At 68.9% G+C, this 16247-nt stretch carries 14 protein-coding genes and 1 riboswitch; of the genes, 10 read left to right on the top strand and 4 right to left on the bottom strand.

Annotation, left to right across the window (positions count from 1 at the left end):
- Window positions 1-43 precede the first annotated feature (43 nt).
- From glyA to gcvT, 3 genes are all read right to left on the bottom strand, one after another.
- Window positions 44-1306, bottom strand: coding sequence for a serine hydroxymethyltransferase (glyA, locus tag OOK38_RS05930; RefSeq protein ID WP_266762992.1), 1263 nt, complete (start codon window positions 1304-1306; stop codon window positions 44-46).
- Window positions 1307-1317: 11 nt separating this feature from the next.
- Window positions 1318-1695, bottom strand: coding sequence for a glycine cleavage system protein GcvH (gene gcvH / locus OOK38_RS05925; RefSeq protein WP_266762993.1), 378 nt, complete (start codon window positions 1693-1695; stop codon window positions 1318-1320).
- Window positions 1696-1853: 158 nt separating this feature from the next.
- Window positions 1854-2972 (bottom strand): glycine cleavage system aminomethyltransferase GcvT, encoded by a 1119-nt coding sequence (gcvT, locus tag OOK38_RS05920; protein ID WP_266762994.1) that lies wholly within the window; start codon window positions 2970-2972, stop codon window positions 1854-1856.
- A 147-nt stretch (window positions 2973-3119) separates the two neighbouring features.
- Window positions 3120-3216: riboswitch (glycine riboswitch) on the bottom strand.
- 175 nt (window positions 3217-3391) lie between these two features.
- Here gcvT and OOK38_RS05915 point away from each other — a divergent pair.
- The 10 genes from OOK38_RS05915 to OOK38_RS05870 all read left to right on the top strand — a co-directional run bounded on the left by OOK38_RS05915 (window position 3392) and on the right by OOK38_RS05870 (window position 14863).
- A complete protein-coding gene (locus OOK38_RS05915; protein ID WP_266762996.1) occupies window positions 3392-4060 on the top strand; it encodes an AAA family ATPase in 669 nt (222 codons plus the stop codon).
- A gap of 63 nt (window positions 4061-4123) precedes the next feature.
- Complete coding sequence (locus OOK38_RS05910; RefSeq protein WP_266762998.1) at window positions 4124-4900, top strand: enhanced serine sensitivity protein SseB; 777 nt, start codon at window positions 4124-4126, stop codon at window positions 4898-4900.
- A 227-nt stretch (window positions 4901-5127) separates the two neighbouring features.
- Window positions 5128-5928, top strand: coding sequence for an enhanced serine sensitivity protein SseB C-terminal domain-containing protein (locus OOK38_RS05905; RefSeq protein ID WP_266762999.1), 801 nt, complete (start codon window positions 5128-5130; stop codon window positions 5926-5928).
- 475 nt (window positions 5929-6403) lie between these two features.
- A complete protein-coding gene (locus OOK38_RS05900) occupies window positions 6404-7402 on the top strand; it encodes an ABC transporter permease (protein ID WP_266763001.1) in 999 nt (332 codons plus the stop codon).
- A 59-nt stretch (window positions 7403-7461) separates the two neighbouring features.
- Entirely contained in the window at window positions 7462-9213 is a 1752-nt protein-coding gene (locus OOK38_RS05895; protein ID WP_266763003.1) for an ABC transporter substrate-binding protein, read from the top strand.
- A 72-nt stretch (window positions 9214-9285) separates the two neighbouring features.
- Window positions 9286-10293: an ABC transporter permease gene (locus OOK38_RS05890; RefSeq protein WP_266763005.1), complete on the top strand. Its 1008-nt coding sequence runs from the start codon at window positions 9286-9288 to the stop codon at window positions 10291-10293.
- Entirely contained in the window at window positions 10290-11387 is a 1098-nt protein-coding gene (locus OOK38_RS05885) for an ABC transporter ATP-binding protein (protein ID WP_266763007.1), read from the top strand. Before OOK38_RS05890 ends, OOK38_RS05885 begins: the two co-directional genes overlap by 4 nt.
- A gap of 35 nt (window positions 11388-11422) precedes the next feature.
- Window positions 11423-12652 carry an ABC transporter ATP-binding protein gene (locus tag OOK38_RS05880; RefSeq protein WP_266765862.1) on the top strand — a complete coding sequence of 410 codons (1230 nt, stop codon included), beginning with the start codon at window positions 11423-11425 and terminating at the stop codon, window positions 12650-12652.
- 106 nt (window positions 12653-12758) lie between these two features.
- Window positions 12759-14150: a M1 family metallopeptidase gene (locus tag OOK38_RS05875; RefSeq protein ID WP_266763009.1), complete on the top strand. Its 1392-nt coding sequence runs from the start codon at window positions 12759-12761 to the stop codon at window positions 14148-14150.
- A 47-nt stretch (window positions 14151-14197) separates the two neighbouring features.
- Window positions 14198-14863, top strand: a complete 666-nt coding sequence (locus OOK38_RS05870; RefSeq protein ID WP_266763011.1) for a trimeric intracellular cation channel family protein — start codon at window positions 14198-14200, stop codon at window positions 14861-14863.
- Here OOK38_RS05870 and OOK38_RS05865 read toward each other — a convergent pair.
- Complete coding sequence (locus tag OOK38_RS05865) at window positions 14763-16124, bottom strand: esterase family protein (RefSeq protein ID WP_266763013.1); 1362 nt, start codon at window positions 16122-16124, stop codon at window positions 14763-14765. The genes OOK38_RS05870 and OOK38_RS05865 overlap by 101 nt on opposite strands.
- Between the last annotated feature and the right edge of the window lie 123 nt (window positions 16125-16247).

Genomic DNA, 16247 nt, shown 5'->3' with positions numbered 1-16247 from the left:
AAGTACCGTACGAACGAAAACGTACGACTAATAGCGTACGAAACTACTTCAGGCCGGGGTACAACGGGTGCTTGTCGGCCAGAGCGGACACCCGGCTCTTCAGGGACTCCTCGTCGTACGACGGCTTCAGCGCCTCGGCGATGATGTCCGCGACCTCGGTGAAGTCCTCGGCCGTGAAGCCGCGGGTGGCGAGGGCGGGCGTGCCGATGCGCAGGCCGGAGGTGACCATCGGCGGGCGGGGGTCGTTCGGGATGGCGTTGCGGTTGACCGTGATGCCGACCTCGTGGAGGCGGTCCTCGGCCTGCTGCCCGTCCAGCGCGGAGTTGCGCAGGTCGACCAGGACCAGGTGCACGTCCGTGCCGCCGGACAGGACGTCCACGCCCACGGCCTTCACGTCCTCCTGGACCAGGCGCTCGGCCAGGATGCGCGCGCCGTCCAGCGTGCGCTGCTGGCGCTCCTTGAAGTCGTCGGAGGCGGCGACCTTGAAGGAGACGGCCTTGGCGGCGATCACGTGCTCCAGCGGACCGCCCTGCTGACCCGGGAAGACCGCGGAGTTGATCTTCTTGGCCAGCTCGGCCGTCGAGAGGATCACGCCACCGCGGGGACCGCCGAGGGTCTTGTGGGTGGTCGTCGTGACGACGTGGGCGTGCGGCACCGGGTTCGGGTGCAGCCCCGCGGCCACCAGGCCCGCGAAGTGCGCCATGTCGACCATGAGGTACGCGCCGACCTCGTCGGCGATGCGGCGGAACTCGGCGAAGTCCAGCTGCCGCGGGTAGGCGGACCAGCCGGCCACGATCAGCTTCGGCCGGGACTCCTTGGCGAGGCGCTCGACCTCGGCCATGTCGACCTGACCGGTCTCGTCGCTCACGTGGTACGCGACCACGTTGTAGAGCTTGCCGGAGAAGTTGATCTTCATGCCGTGGGTGAGGTGCCCGCCGTGCGCGAGGTTCAGACCCATGATCGTGTCGCCCGGCTTGAGCAGCGCGAACATCGCGGCCGCGTTGGCCTGGGCGCCCGAGTGCGGCTGCACGTTGGCGTGCTCGGCGCCGAACAGCGCCTTGACGCGGTCGATGGCGATCTGCTCGACCACGTCGACGTGCTCGCAGCCGCCGTAGTAGCGGCGGCCCGGGTAGCCCTCGGCGTACTTGTTGGTCAGGACCGAGCCCTGGGCCTCCATGACCGCGACCGGAGCGAAGTTCTCCGAGGCGATCATCTCCAGGGTGGACTGCTGACGGTGCAGCTCGGCGTCGACTGCGGCGGCGACGTCCGGGTCCAGCTCGTGAAGCGGGGTGTTCAGAAGCGACATGCGGTGACTCCTCAGCCGGCGGTGAAGGCGGTGTACTCGTCGGCGGACATCAGGTCCTCGGGCTGGTCCGCGACGCGGACCTTGAACAGCCAGCCGCCCTCGAAGGGCGCGGAGTTCACCAGCGACGGGTCGTCCACCACGTCCTGGTTGGCCTCGACGACCTCGCCATTGACCGGGGAGTACAGGTCGCTGACCGACTTGGTCGACTCCAGCTCGCCGCAGGACTCGCCCGCGGTGACCGTGTCACCGACCTCCGGGAGCTGGGCGTAGACGACATCGCCGAGCGCGTTGGCCGCGAACTCGGTGATGCCGACCGTCGCGACGCCGTCCTCGGCGACGGACAGCCACTCGTGCTCCTTGCTGTAGCGCAGCTGCTGGGGGTTGCTCATGGCCTGAATTCTCCTGTACGCGGGGGAGTGCTGATGAAGGGAAGCGTGGGTGACCCGGGCAGATGTGCGCAGGGTCACTTCGGACGCGCGACGGGGCCGACGGTTACGGCCGGCGCCCGACGGGCGTCCGTGTCATGTCCGGTCTTTGCGGACCAGTGTCACTTCTGGCGCTTGTAGAACGGCAGCGCCACGACCTCGTACGGTTCGTGACTGCCCCGGATGTCCACGCCGACACCGGCGGTGCCCGGCGCCGCGTGCGCGGCGTCGACGTACGCCATCGCGATCGGCTTGCCCAGCGTGGGGGAGGGGGCGCCGGAGGTGATCTCGCCGATCACCTTGCCGTCGGCGACGACGGGATACCCGGCGCGCGGCACGCGACGGCCCTCGGCGATCAGCCCGACCAGCACGCGCGGCGGCTCGGAGGCGGCACGCTCGGCGGCCGCGGTCAGGGCCTCGCGCCCCACGAAGTCGCCGTCCTTCTCGAACTTCACGACCCGGCCGAGGCCCGCGTCGAAGGGGGTCAGCGAGGTGGTCAGCTCGTGCCCGTACAGCGGCATGCCCGCCTCCAGGCGCAGCGTGTCGCGGCACGACAGTCCGCAGGGGACCAGACCGGCCGGGGTGCCCGCGTCGGTCAGCGCCTGCCACACCTTCTCGGCGTCGGCGGGGGCCACGAACAGTTCGAAGCCGTCCTCGCCGGTGTAGCCGGTGCGGGCGATCAGGGCCGGAACGCCGGCCACCGTGCCCGGCAGGCCCGCGTAGTACTTCAGGCCGTCGAGGTCCGCGTCGGTGACCGCCTTGAGGATGCCGGGGGACTCGGGGCCCTGCACGGCGATCAGCGCGTACGCGTCACGGTCGTCGCGCACGACGGCGTCGAAACCGGCGGCACGCCCGGTCAGCGCGTCCAGCACCACCTGGGCGTTGGAGGCGTTCGCGACGACCATGTATTCGTGCTCGGCGAGGCGGTAGACGATCAGGTCGTCCAGGATGCCGCCGTCCTCCTGGCAGATCATGGTGTAGCGGGCGCGGCCGACGCCGACGGTGGCGATGTTGCCGACCAGCGCGTGGTTCAGGAGGGCCGCGGCCTCGGGGCCGGTGACGGTGATCTCGCCCATGTGGGAGAGGTCGAAGAGACCGGCCTTCGTGCGGACGGCGACGTGCTCGTCACGCTCCGAGCCGTAGCGCAGGGGCATGTCCCAGCCCGCGAAGTCGGTCATGGTCGCGCCGAGCGAGCGATGCAGGGCATCGAGCGCGGTGTGACGGGGTGCGTTGCTGCTCATCGGTCTGGCTCCCAAGGCATGACGGCGAGGTCGTTCCTCCCCATCTGTCATCGGAACCTGAGAGGTTCATCAGTACCCCACGAAATGGTGGTCCTGACTTGCACCTTGGGTGGAGCCACTGGTCAGCGGCCCGCTTTTCAGATGTGCCTCGCCCGCGCGGTAACGGGGCCTGAGAGATTCAAGGGAGGGACTTGCTCCTTCGGCGCCCGGGTACACGTACCCAGGACTCTCCCGCGCGGATTCAAGCGGCCGGTATGCAGTTGGCGCGGCCATCATTGCACGCGCTGTCCGATCACGGCAGTCCGCCATCTGTAACCGGCCTGTGGCAGTCCGCGCACTGAAACAGGAAGCGCCGGGCATTACCTTCTCTTTACACTCGACGGGGATGGGACTCCACATCCATGGGGAGGACGGTCACGGTGAACAGGACCAGGGCGTATGCGACGACCTCGGGTCTCGCGCTGCCGGAGCAGCACGGCGCGACGGCCAGGGAGGCGTGCGGCCCGCTTCCGGCGGTCGTCGTCCGCGACCTCCGAGACCGGGCGGGCCACAGCCCGCACGGTCTCCGCTTCGGGGCGGAAGACCTCGTCGTGGTCACGGGACTGCCCGGCAGCGGCAAGTCGACGCTGATGCGGCGGGCCGTGAAGGGCGCGCGCGTCGACTCGCAGGACACCCGCGACCGCTGGGACGGCCGGATGGCCCGCCTGCTGCCCTACGCGGTCTACCGCCCCCTCGTCCGCCTCTCGCACTACGCCGGCCTGCGCCGCGCGCTGCGCGGCGGCGGCGGAGTCGTCGTGCACGACTGCGGCACGCAGGCCTGGGTGCGCCGCTGGCTCGCCCGCGAGGCCCGGCGCCGGGGCGGCGCACTGCACCTGCTGCTGCTCGACGTCACGCCGGACACCGCGCTGGACGGCCAGCGCGAGCGCGGCCGCGGCGTCTCGCGCTACGCCTTCGCGCGCCATCGCGGCGCGATCACCCGGCTGCTGCGTTCCGTCGAGAAGGGCGGCCTGCCCGAGGGCTGCGGTTCGGCGGTGCTCATCGACCGGGACGCGGCGGACGTGCTGCGAAGGATCGACTTCGGCCACTGACCGGTCACGGTGGCCCATTAACCTTTCCAGCCGGAACAGTGGTTCGAAGCAGGCGGTAGACAGATGGACTTCCCGGCACAGGCGCACCCCCACCCGCACGGCGGTTGGCCCGGCAACGAGCTGGAGGAGGTGCTGTCCGCCTCCATCGGCGTACCCGCGGGGCCCTCGTCGGGCGCCCGCATCGTCGAGGTGCTCGGCCGCAGCTTCGTCTGGGTGCCGCTGCCCAGCGGCGGCGGCCCGCAGAGCGGCCCGCTCGATCTGCCCACGATGGAACTCGAGGGCCAGGTGTACGTCCCCGTCTTCAGCTCCGAGGAGCAGTTCCGCCAGGTCACCGGCGGACACATGTCGTACACGATCGCGCCCGCCGTGGAGTTCGCCCGCGGACTTCCGCCGCAGGTCGGCATCGCGGTCAACCCGGACGGCGTGGTCGGTGTACCGCTGCCGCCGATGGCCGTCGCCGAGCTGTGCCGGGCCGGGCGGACGCCGCTCGACGGGCCGGCCAGCGGTGGCCGGGTGCGGCTCTTCGAGCCCGACTGGCAGGAGGACCCGGTGGACTTCCTGGCCGCGGCCTCGGCCGAGTTCGCCGGGACCGGCGTCGTCCTGAGTGCCCGTCGCTGCCTGGCCAGCATCGAGGGTGACGATCCGGTCATGTTCATCGGCGTCGAACTCTCGTTGTGGGAGGGCGAGGCCCGCACGCTTCCCCTCGACGCCCTCGGCCGTGCCCTCGGTCGCGTCCCGATGAACATTCCGGTGAACCTGGTTCTCCTCGACGTGACGCAGGACCCGGTGGGCGACTGGATGCGGGCCCAGGTGCGCCCCTTCTACCAGCACGGTCACTGAACGACACCGTCCCGAGGGCGCGCGGGGGGACCGTGCGCCCGGCCGTCGGCGGCCCGCGGCTTCCCCCGCGTGGTGCGTCTCGGCTCTCGGCTGCTCCCCCGGCGGAGCGCGTTCGCCGCATAAGCTGGTTTCATGGCCCGGTCGAGGTGTTGACGCACGTTCGTAACCGGTGCCTCGGGCCTAATGGATGAGTTCGTCGTGAATTGTTCGCGAAGGGGCGGTTGAGGGTGAGCGCGTCGGGCACGGCCGCGGCCGGGCAGGTCGAGCACATGCTGCGCCAGGTGACGCCCGGGCGTTACGACGCCTACGAGGCGCTCCTTCGCGTGCTCGCGGCGCCGTCGTCCGGCCAGGTATGGATGCTCCTGTGGCACGGCCAGGCCGGTTCCCCGGACGCCCAGTACGGGAACATGCAGGTGGACGGCTTCGGGTACGCGCCGTGCGTCACCTCCGCCCAGGAGCTCTCGGCCAGCGGCTGGAACCGCTCGTACGAGGTGGTGGACGGGCTGGACGTCGCCCGCACCCTGTACCCCGACCACTTCGGCCTCTGGCTCAACCCGCACGCCCCCGGCGGCGGCCTCGGCATCCCCTGGCTGGATCTGCGCCGGATCGCCACGGGCCTGGAGCGGCAGCCCGCCGGCCCGCTCCGGCTCTCCGAACCCGGCATCGAGATCCCGCAGTTCTACGCCCTGCTCACCCAGAACGCCCATCTCACCCCGGCCGTACGCTCGTTGCGCCGTGCCTGGGTCCAGCCCACGCTCGGGGCGCCGTACCTCGCCATCGGCCTTGACGTGTACGACACTTCGCCGCCCGCCGTCGACTCGGTGCGGGCGATGATGCAGCAGTCCATCGGCGCTGTTCCGGACGGGCTGCCGGTCTCCACCGTGGCGATGTCGGACGAGTTCGACCCGGTGGCGATGTGGCTGCGCGCCAACGCCCGGCCGTTCTACGACCGTGAGGCGCACGCGGCGCCCGCGCAGGCCCCTGTGGCGGGCGGCTACGGCTATCCCCCGGCCCGCGGCGGCTACTGAGAGCGTCCCGTATCCCGGACCTGTGGAACGGCCGTGCGAGCGCGGCTGGCATCATGACCTTGCGCATTACCCTTCTGTGTCGTACGCACCATGCTGCTGACCTGCGGGGGAGCAGGCGCATGGGTTGATTGTCCCATTTGATGCTGCTTCGCACTTAATGGGCCTCAATGAGTCTTTCCGGCCCAATTGCCTGTCGTCCGGCTCGCGTTACCCACTGTTCGGATAACGGAATCCCCCAACAAGCATCACGGTTGCGCATACTTTCTCCACGAGGCCTGGCACGTGATCGTGGCGGCACTGAAGACTCGCCCATCAGACACGGGGTCATCGATCCTGTGAGCGAGTGCAAGTCGAATCATCAGCCGGGTCATCGGACCGCACCATCTGCGGTCAACTTCCCGGCGAGCAAGTGAACCAAGCCGCAGACAGCGGCAGGCGTAGGCCGGTCACCACCGGCGAGAGGGGTCGGGTCACTGTGACCGCACCGATCGAGACCACCGCGGCGGCGACGGAAGCACAGCCAGAGGCTGTGCTTGCCGGAGCCGGCAAGGGGCGGATCGAGGGCCGTTCCCTGGGGCAGATCGCCTGGACGCGCTTCAAGCGCGACAGGGTGGCGGTCGTCGGCGGTGTACTCGTCGTCCTGCTCGTCCTGCTGGCCATCCTCGCCCGGCCACTCCAGGCGATGCTGGGGCTGGACCCGAACGCCTTCAACCAGGACCTGATCGACCCCAACACCTCGCTGCCCAATGGCGGGTTGGGCGGCATGAGCGCGGATCACCCGCTCGGTGTCGACCCGAAGTTCGGGCGCGACCTGGCCACCCGCCTCCTGGAGGGCTCCTGGGTGTCGCTGGTCGTCGCCTTCGGCGCGACCATCCTGTCGAACGTGATCGGCGCGATCCTCGGCGTCGTCGCGGGCTTCTACGGCGGGCGGGTCGACGCGATCATCAGCCGCCTGATGGACACCTTCCTCGCCTTCCCCCTCCTGCTCTTCGCGATCGCCATCTCCGCCACCCTGCAGGGCGGCGCGTTCGGCCTCGAAGGGCTCCCGCTCCACCTGAGCGTCCTGATCTTCGTGATCGGCTTCTTCAACTGGCCCTACCTGGGCCGGATCGTCCGAGGCCAGACCCTCGCCCTGCGCGAGCGGGAATTCGTGGACGCCTCCCGGGGCATGGGCGCCAAGGGCCCGTACATCCTGTTCCGGGAGCTGCTGCCCAACCTGGTCGGCCCGATCATCGTCTACTCGACGCTGCTCATCCCGACCAACATCCTCTTCGAGGCTTCCCTCAGCTTCCTCGGGGTCGGCATCCAGCCCCCGCAGGCATCCTGGGGCGGCATGCTCCGTGAAGCGGTCACCTACTACGAGGTCGACCCGCAGTTCATGATCGTGCCCGGCCTCGCCATCTTCGTGACCGTCCTCGCCTTCAACCTGCTGGGCGACGGTCTCCGCGATGCTCTCGACCCGCGCAGCCGCTGATGCCTGACGGACACCGAGAGACCACCAAGTTTCCGACAATGGAGGGGAACCCGCCCATCATGCGAAGGTCAGCGCTGGCCGCAATTGCGGCCATCGGCTCCGCGAGTCTGCTCGTTGCAGGCTGCAGCAAGGCCGATGACAACAAGAATGACGAAACCACGAAGTCAGCTGGGGCCAACGCAGCGACCAAGGACGTCGTCAACGCCTCCACGAAGAAGGGGGGCACGGTTACGTACGAGTACTCCGATGTCCCGGACTCCTTCGACCCGGGCAACACGTACTACGCGTACATGTACAACCTCAGCCGGCTGTACGCCCGCCCGCTGATGACGTTCCAGCCCGGCGCCGGCGAGAAGGGCAACACCCTTGTCCCGGACCTCGCGGCCAGCGCGGGTGTCCCGAGCGACGGCGGCAAGACCTGGACGTACAAGCTGCGTACGGGCCTGAAGTACCAGGACGGCACCGCGATCACGTCCAAGGACGTCAAGTACGCGGTCGAGCGCTCCAACTTCGCGCGTGACGTGCTCTCCCTCGGCCCGAACTACTTCCAGCAGTTCCTCGTGGGCGGCGACAAGTACAAGGGTCCCTACAAGGACAAGAGCGGCAAGGGCCTCTCCTCCATCGAGACCCCGGACGACACCACGGTCGTCTTCCACCTGAAGACCGCCTTCCAGGAGTTCGACTACCTGGTCGCCTCGCCGCAGACGGCGCCGGTCCCGCAGGCCAAGGACAACGGCGTCGACTACGTCAAGAACATCGTGTCCTCGGGCTCGTACAAGTTCGAGAGCTACGCCGACGGCAAGCAGGCCGTCCTCGTGCGCAACGAGAACTGGGACGCGAAGTCCGACCCGCTGCGCAAGCAGTACCCGGACAAGATCGTCGTCAACCTGAAGGTTGCCGCCGAGACGATCGACAAGGACGTTCTCGCGGGCAAGGCGATCGACCTCGGTGGTGGCGGTGTCCAGGCTGCGACCCAGGCGCAGCTGCTCACCTCGGCCGACAAGAAGGCCAACACGGACAACACCTACGGTGGCCGTCTCGTCTACATGGCGATCAACACCAAGGTGAAGCCGTTCAACAACGTCGCGTGCCGCAAGGCCGTGCAGTTCGCGATCGACAAGGTCTCGGTGCAGACCGCCGAGGGCGGCCCGATCCGTGGCGACATCGCCTCCACGGTTCTCCCGCCGGACATCCCGGGCTACGCCAAGTCGGACGTCTACGCCTCGACCGACAGCAAGGGTGACGCGGCCAAGGCCAAGGACCAGCTGAAGGCCTGCGGCAAGTCGACGATCAGCACCAACATCTCGGCGCGCAGCGACCGTCCGCAGGAGATCGACGCTGCCACGGCGATCATCGCGTCGCTGAAGAAGGCCGGCATCAACGCCACCCTGAAGCAGTACCCGTCGGGCAAGTACTTCACCGACTACGCGGGTGTCCCGAAGTTCACCGAGAAGCAGAACATCGGCCTGATCATGATGCAGTGGGGTGCCGACTGGCCCTCCGGCTACGGCTTCCTGCAGCAGATCCTGAACGGCTCCGCGATCGGCGACTCGGGTAACACCAACCTGTCGCAGTACGACAACAAGGACGTCAACGCCCTCCTCGAGAAGGCGATCGGTACGCAGGACAACGCCGCGCGCAACGGCCTGTACACCGAGATCGACAAGAAGACCATGGACGACGCCGTCCTCGTGCCGCTGACCTACTTCAAGGTTCTGCTGGCCCGCCCGCAGTACGCGACCAACCTGGTCTCCACGGCGGCCTTCAGCGGTCAGTACGACTACCTCAACATCGGCACCACGAAGAAGTAGCAGCCCCGGAAGGCAGGTGAAGGCATTGGTGCCCGCGGGCCTAACGGCCCGCGGGCACCAGCGCCGATCCCCGTGATCTCGTACATCCTCCGTCGGACGGCAGCGGCAGTGATCCTGCTCCTGGTCGTCTCCGCGGTCACCTTCGCCATCTTCTTCCTGCTGCCAAGAATGGTCGGCCAGTCCGCCGACCAGCTCGCGCAGCAGTACATCGGGAAGAGCCCGACGAAGGCCGACATCCTCGCGGTCAAGCACAACCTCGGTCTGGACCAGCCCGTCTACGTCCAGTACTGGCACTTCATCAAGGGGATCGTGGTCGGCGCCTCCTATGATCTGGGTCCCACCACGGCGCACTGTGACGCGCCGTGCTTCGGGTACTCCTTCAAGACCCACCAGGCGGTCTGGCCGGAGCTCACCTCCCGGATCCCGGTGACCCTCTCGCTCGCCGCGGGGGCCGCCGTGCTGTGGCTGGTGTCCGGTGTGGCGGTCGGTGTGATCTCCGCGCTCAAGCCGCGCTCGCTCTTCGACCGCGCCTTCATGGGCGTCGCGCTCGCCGGTGTCTCGCTGCCCATGTTCTTCACGGGCAGCCTGGCGATCCTGCTCTTCAGGTACAAGATCCCGATCTTCGGGGACACCTACGTCCCGTTCACCGAGAATCCCGCGCAGTGGGCCAACACCCTCTTCCCCGCGTGGTGTTCTCTCGCGCTCCTGTACTCCGCCATCTACGCGCGGCTCACCCGCTCGGGCATGATGGAGACGATGAACGAGGACTTCATCCGCACGGCCCGTGCCAAGGGCCTGCGCGAGGGCAAGGTCGTGGTCCGGCACGGACTGCGCGCCGCTCTCACCCCGATCATCACCGTCTTCGGCATGGACCTCGGTCTGCTGCTCGGCGGTGCGGTGATCACCGAGCACGTGTTCTCTCTGCATGGCGTCGGCGCGTACGCGGTGCAGGGCATTACCGACAACGACCTGCCGTTGATCCTCGGCGTGACCCTCCTCGCCGCGTTCTTCGTCGTCGTAGCAAATCTCCTGGTGGACCTGTTGTATGCCGCCGCTGACCCGCGGGTGAGGCTCTCGTGACCGAACTGTCCAAGACCGGCGCCGCGGTCGGCGAACCCGTCTCCTCGCCCTCGAACGCCCCCAAGTCGTTCCTCGACGTGCGCGACCTCAAGGTGCACTTCCCGACCGATGACGGTCTGGTCAAGTCCGTCGACGGGCTCACCTTCTCGGTGGAGAAGGGCAAGACCCTCTGCATCGTGGGCGAGTCGGGCTCCGGCAAGTCCGTCACCTCGCTGGCCGTCATGGGCCTGCACCGGCTCGGCGCGCGCGGCAAGAACGTCCAGATGTCGGGCGAGATCTGGCTGGACGGCAAGGAACTGGTGAACGCCGACCCGGACGAGGTGCGCAAGCTCCGCGGCCGTGAGATGGCGATGATCTTCCAGGACCCGCTGTCCGCGATGCACCCGTACTACACGATCGGCAACCAGATCGTGGAGGCGTACCGCGTCCACCACAAGGTCAGCAAGAAGGTCGCCCGCACCCGGGCGATCGAGATGCTCGACCGTGTGGGCATCCCCGAGCCGGCCAAGCGCGCCGACAGCTACCCGCACGAGTTCTCCGGCGGTATGCGGCAGCGCGCGATGATCGCCATGGCGCTCGTCAACAACCCCGAGCTGCTCATCGCGGACGAGCCGACGACCGCCCTCGACGTCACCGTCCAGGCGCAGATCCTCGACCTCATCCGCGATCTGCAGAAGGAGTTCGGCTCCGCGGTCGTCCTCATCACCCACGACCTGGGTGTGGTGGCCGAGATCGCCGACGAGGTGCTGGTGATGTACGGCGGCCGGTGCGTGGAGCGCGGCTCCGTCGACCGGGTCTTCGAGCAGCCGCAGCACCCCTACACCTGGGGTCTGCTCGGCTCGATGCCGCGTATCGACCGTGAGACCTCCGACCGGCTCATCCCGGTCAAGGGCCAGCCGCCGAGCCTCATCAACGTCCCCTCGGGCTGCGCCTTCCACCCGCGCTGCCCGTACGCGGACCTGCCCAAGGGCGATGTCACCCGTACCGTGCGCCCCGAACTGCAGCTGATCGGCAGCGGCCACTACACCGCCTGCCACCTCTCGCAGGAGGACCGCACGCGGATCTGGACCGAAGAGATTGCGCCGAAGCTGTGAGTGAGACGAACAAGACGGACGGCGGGGGCGCGGTGATCCCGCAGCAGGCGGGGGCTCCCGAGCACCGCGCGAAGTCCTCGGAGAACCGCGAGGTCCTGCTCCGGGTCCAGGGGCTGCAGAAGCACTTCCCCATCCGGAAGGGCGTCCTGCAGCGCCAGGTCGGCGCGGTCAAAGCCGTCGACGGCATCGACTTCGAGGTCCGCAAGGGCGAGACGCTCGGCGTCGTCGGCGAGTCCGGCTGCGGCAAGTCGACCATGGGCCGGGTCATCACCCGTCTCCAGGACCCGACCGGCGGCAGCATCGAGTTCGAGGGCCAGGACATCACCCGGCTCAGCGCCTCGAAGATGCGTCCGCTGCGCCGCGACATCCAGATGATCTTCCAGGACCCGTACGGGTCGCTGAACCCCCGTCACACCATCGGCTCGATCGTCTCGGCGCCGTTCCGGCTCCAGGGCGTGGAGCCCGAGGGCGGTGTGAAGAAGGAGGTCCAGCGGCTCCTGGAGCTGGTGGGTCTGAGCCCCGAGCACTACAACCGCTACCCGCACGAGTTCTCCGGCGGTCAGCGCCAGCGCATCGGCATCGCCCGCGCGCTCGCCCTGAAGCCGAAGCTCGTCGTGGCGGACGAGCCGGTCTCGGCGCTCGACGTGTCGATCCAGGCGCAGGTCGTGAACCTGATGGACGACCTGCAGTCCGAGCTCGGTCTGACGTACGTGATCATCGCCCACGACCTCTCGGTCGTGCGCCATGTCTCGGACCGCATCGCGGTGATGTACCTCGGCAAGATCGTCGAGCTCGCCGACCGCACCTCGCTGTACGAGGCGCCGATGCACCCGTACACCAAGGCCCTGATGTCGGCCGTGCCGGTGCCGGACCCCAAGCGCCGGGGCAACAAGAGCGAGCGGATCCTGCTCAAGGGTGACGTTCCCTCGCCGATCGCTCCGCCGAGCGGCTGCCGCTTCCACACCCGGTGCTGGAAGGCCACGCAGATCTGCAAGACGACCGAGCCGCCGCTCATCGAGCTGAAGCCCGGTCAGCAGGTCGCCTGCCACCACCCGGAGAACGCCGCGGACCAGGCGCCGCAGGACGTCGTCCTGCTGTCGGCCGCGCGGGAGGCGGTGGAGCTGGTGTCCGCCGTGGACTCCGCCGAGGTGTCGGGCAAGGCCCCGGCCGAGGTCGCAGCCACCGGTGAGGAGACCGGCGAGGCCGGCTCCGCTTCGGACGCCGCGGGTGCGGAAGCCGATCGTCAGGAGTCAACCGGCAAGTAGGCCGTGACGACTTGGCAAAGTCATGAGCATGCTCGAACGGGAGAGTGCAGAGTCCTGCGTGTCCGTCTGATCGGAAACGATCGGCACACGTACGAAAGGGACGCTGATGGCACTCTCCCGTTCGGCACGTTTAGGGGCTCTCGCGACCGCGGTTGCCTCCTTCCTCCTCATCGCCGCCTCCCCCGCCCCCACCCCGGGCGCCGACGGCATCGGTGACGCCTACTTCCCGCAGCTCGGCAACGGCGGCTTCGACGCCCGCCACTACGCCCTCGACGTGGCGTACAACCCCGACACCGACCGCCTCGACGGCCGTACGACCCTCACCGCCCGCGCCACCCAGAACCTCTCCGCGTTCGACCTGGACCTCCAGAAGCTGGACGTCACGAAGGTCGAAGTGAACGGCAGACGAGCCCACTTCACGCGGGAGGGCGACGAGATCCACATCACCCCGCGCGGTGTGCTGGCCAAGGGCAGGACCTTCACGGTCACCGTCACCTACGGCGGAGTCCCCGAAGCGCTGAGCGGCCCGATCGTGTTCGGCTCCGACTACGGGTGGATGAAGACCGCCGACGGCGTCTTCGTCGCCTGCGAACCCAACGCCGCATCCACCTGGTTCCCCTCCAGCGACCACCCGTCCGACAAGGCGACTTACGACATCCGCATCACGGCGCCCAAGGGCCTGACGGCGGTCTCCAACGGGCGCCTGATATCGACCCGGAACAGGGGTGGCAGCACGGTCGCGCACTGGCGTGAGAGCAGGCCCATGGCCACCTACCTCGCCACGGCGACCATCGGGAAGTTCGACGTGAAGACCGGCAGGACCCCCGCCGGGACACCGATCTACGTCGCCGTCGACCCGGTGCTCGCCAACAGCAACAGCGTCGACGTGTACGGCGTCACCGCCGAGGCCACCGACTACTGGTCGCAGGTCTTCGGCCCGTACCCGTTCGAGGAGACCGGTGCGATCGTCGACGACATGCCGCAGGCCGGCTTCTCGCTGGAGGTGCAGTCGAAGCCCGCGTACTCGGCGGTGCGCTCGGAGTCGACCATCGTGCACGAGCTGGCCCACCAGTGGTTCGGCGACTCCGTCTCGGTGGACCACTGGAAGGACATCTGGCTGAACGAGGGCTTCGCGACCTACGCCCAGTGGCTGTGGTCCGAGCACAAGGGCATCCGCTCGGCGCACGACTCGTTCATCGCCGGGTACAGCGCGCGGCCCGCGGACTCCGCCTTCTGGCAGATCACGGTCGCCGATCCGCAGCGGGACACGATGTTCGCCTCGGCGGTCTACCAGCGCGGCGCGATGACCCTCCAGATGCTGCGTGAACGCATCGGCGACACCGCCTTCTTCAAGCTGCTCCCCGCCTGGACGAAGCTGCACCGGTACGGCAACGCCAGTACCGCCGACTTCATCGCCCTCGCCGAGCGGATCTCCGGCCGCCAGCTCGACGACCTCTTCCAGACCTGGCTGTTCACCACAGGCAAGCCCGCCGTCTAGACCTTCCTTCGTAAGGCGCACACCCCGCGACAGGTGAGAATGTGGGGGTGTTCCAGCATCTGTTCAGTCCCTCCGTCCAGCACACGCTCGATCTGATCGGCATCTTCGTCTTCGCGATCTCCGGCGCTCTGCTGGCCGTCCGCAAGAACTTCGACGTCTTCGGCATAGCCGTTCTCGCGGAGATCACCGCGCTGGGCGGAGGGCTGCTGCGCGACATCATCATCGGCGCGGTACCCCCTGCGGCCTTCACGGACCTGGGGTACTTCACCACGCCGATCGTCGCCGCCCTGCTCGTGTTCTTCCTGCACCCTCAGGTGGAGCGCATCCAGGCCGGCGTGAACGTCTTCGACGCGGCCGGGCTCGGACTGTTCTGCGTCACCGGCACGGTGAAGGCGTACGACTACGGGCTCGGTCTGACCGCCTCCGCCGCCCTCGGCCTCGCGACGGCCGTGGGCGGCGGTGTGCTGCGGGACGTCCTCGCCAACGAAGTGCCCTCGCTGCTGCGCTGGGACCGCGACCTCTACGCGGTGCCCGCGATCGTCGGCGCCACGATGGTCGTGCTCTGCATCCGCTACGACGCGCTCACCCCGTTCACCAGCGGCCTCGCCATCGTCACGGCCTTCGTGCTGCGCCTGCTCGCGATGCGGTACCACTGGCGGGCTCCGCGCGCATGGAACCGCCGCTCGACGGTGAGCGAGGAAGGGACCCCCTGACCCGGTCGGCCGTGCCGAACGGGTCTGCCGTGTCCACCAGGCCGGACTTTCCCGGGGTGCCGGCCGGGCCTGCCGTCTCGTCCGGGTCGACGGTGGCGTCGGCGTCGGTGTCCGTGCCGGTGCGGGTGTCCGTGCCGGTGTCCGTGATGAACCGCTGGGTCAGCCAGCGGAACACCTCCGGCAGCTGCGGCCGCCACAGCCCCATGTCGTGACCGCCCGCGCTGCGCGGCAGCAGCACCACGTCCACGCTCGTCGGCGGCTTCGCGATCGCCTGGACCTGGGCGCCCGCCTCGTAGCCGTCGCCGGACTCGCCGGAGAAGTAGAGCGCGATCCGGGGCGGGACGCGGTCGGCGCGCAGCAGCAGCAGGGGATCGTTCCGCACGCGCAGCTCGGCGCTCCGCCCGGCGAGTGAACTGCGTTCGCCCTTCGGGTCGTTGTAGCCGGACATGCTCACCGCGGCCCGGTAGCGGTCGGGGTGGGCGACGGCCAGCTTGGTGGCGCAGTGCGCCCCTGCCGAGTATCCGGCCGTCGCCCAGCCGTCCGGGGCGGCCTCGGCGCGGAAGTTGTCCGTGACCATCCTCGGCACGTCGATGCTGAGCCAGCTCTCCGCGTTCACCGTGCCCGGGATGTTCGCGCAGCCCGTGTCCGCCCGGGCCAGCAGGTTGGTGCGCGGCGCGACCAGGATGAACGGCGCGACCCGGCCTGCGCGCATCATCGGCAGCAGCTGCTCGTGCACCTTGAGCGATCCGAACCACGCCTTCGCGGAGCCCGGATAGCCCGGCAGCAGTTCCACCACGGGGAACTTCCGGTGGCGGTAGGCGGGTTCGTCGTACTGCGGCGGCAGCCAGACGTAGACCTCGGCGTGCACCCCCGACACCCGCCCCCTCAGGTCGGTGACGCGTACTCCGCCGGCCTGCCCCATCCGCCGTCCGTCGGCCTGCCGGAAGGTCTGCCGCACCTTGGGCAGGCTCTCCGGCGCGATCCCTCCGGTGCCGTCCGGCCCGAGGTCGGCGGCCCGCTCGACGTGGTCGCCGGTCCCGAGGAGGTCGGCCCAGTCGTCGTACAGGCTGTTGGCGTTGTTCACGAGGACGAAGACCAGGCTGATCGCCGTGCCCTGGACGAACAGCAGCATCAGGAGCCGGGCCGCGCCGCGCACGGGCGCCGGCCCGGGGATCCGGGACCACAGGGCCAGGGGCAGCGCGAGGGCGACGGCACACAGCGCGACCGCGGTCAGGAGGAACGGAGTCCCGGTGAGGCTCATGTCCTTTCAGAGGAGAAGTCGGACCGATTGGTCACGGGTGATTGCGGACACTTGACGAGAAATGGCCGAATACTCACCCGGTTGGGCGGGGCGGCGGGCGTTCATGCGCCGGAAACAAGTGAA

This window comes from Streptomyces sp. NBC_00568, assembly GCF_026341855.1.
Lineage (GTDB): Bacteria > Actinomycetota > Actinomycetes > Streptomycetales > Streptomycetaceae > Streptomyces.
The sequence above is the reverse complement of the archived record's forward strand: the minus strand, read 5'-3'. Positions and strand labels throughout refer to the sequence as shown.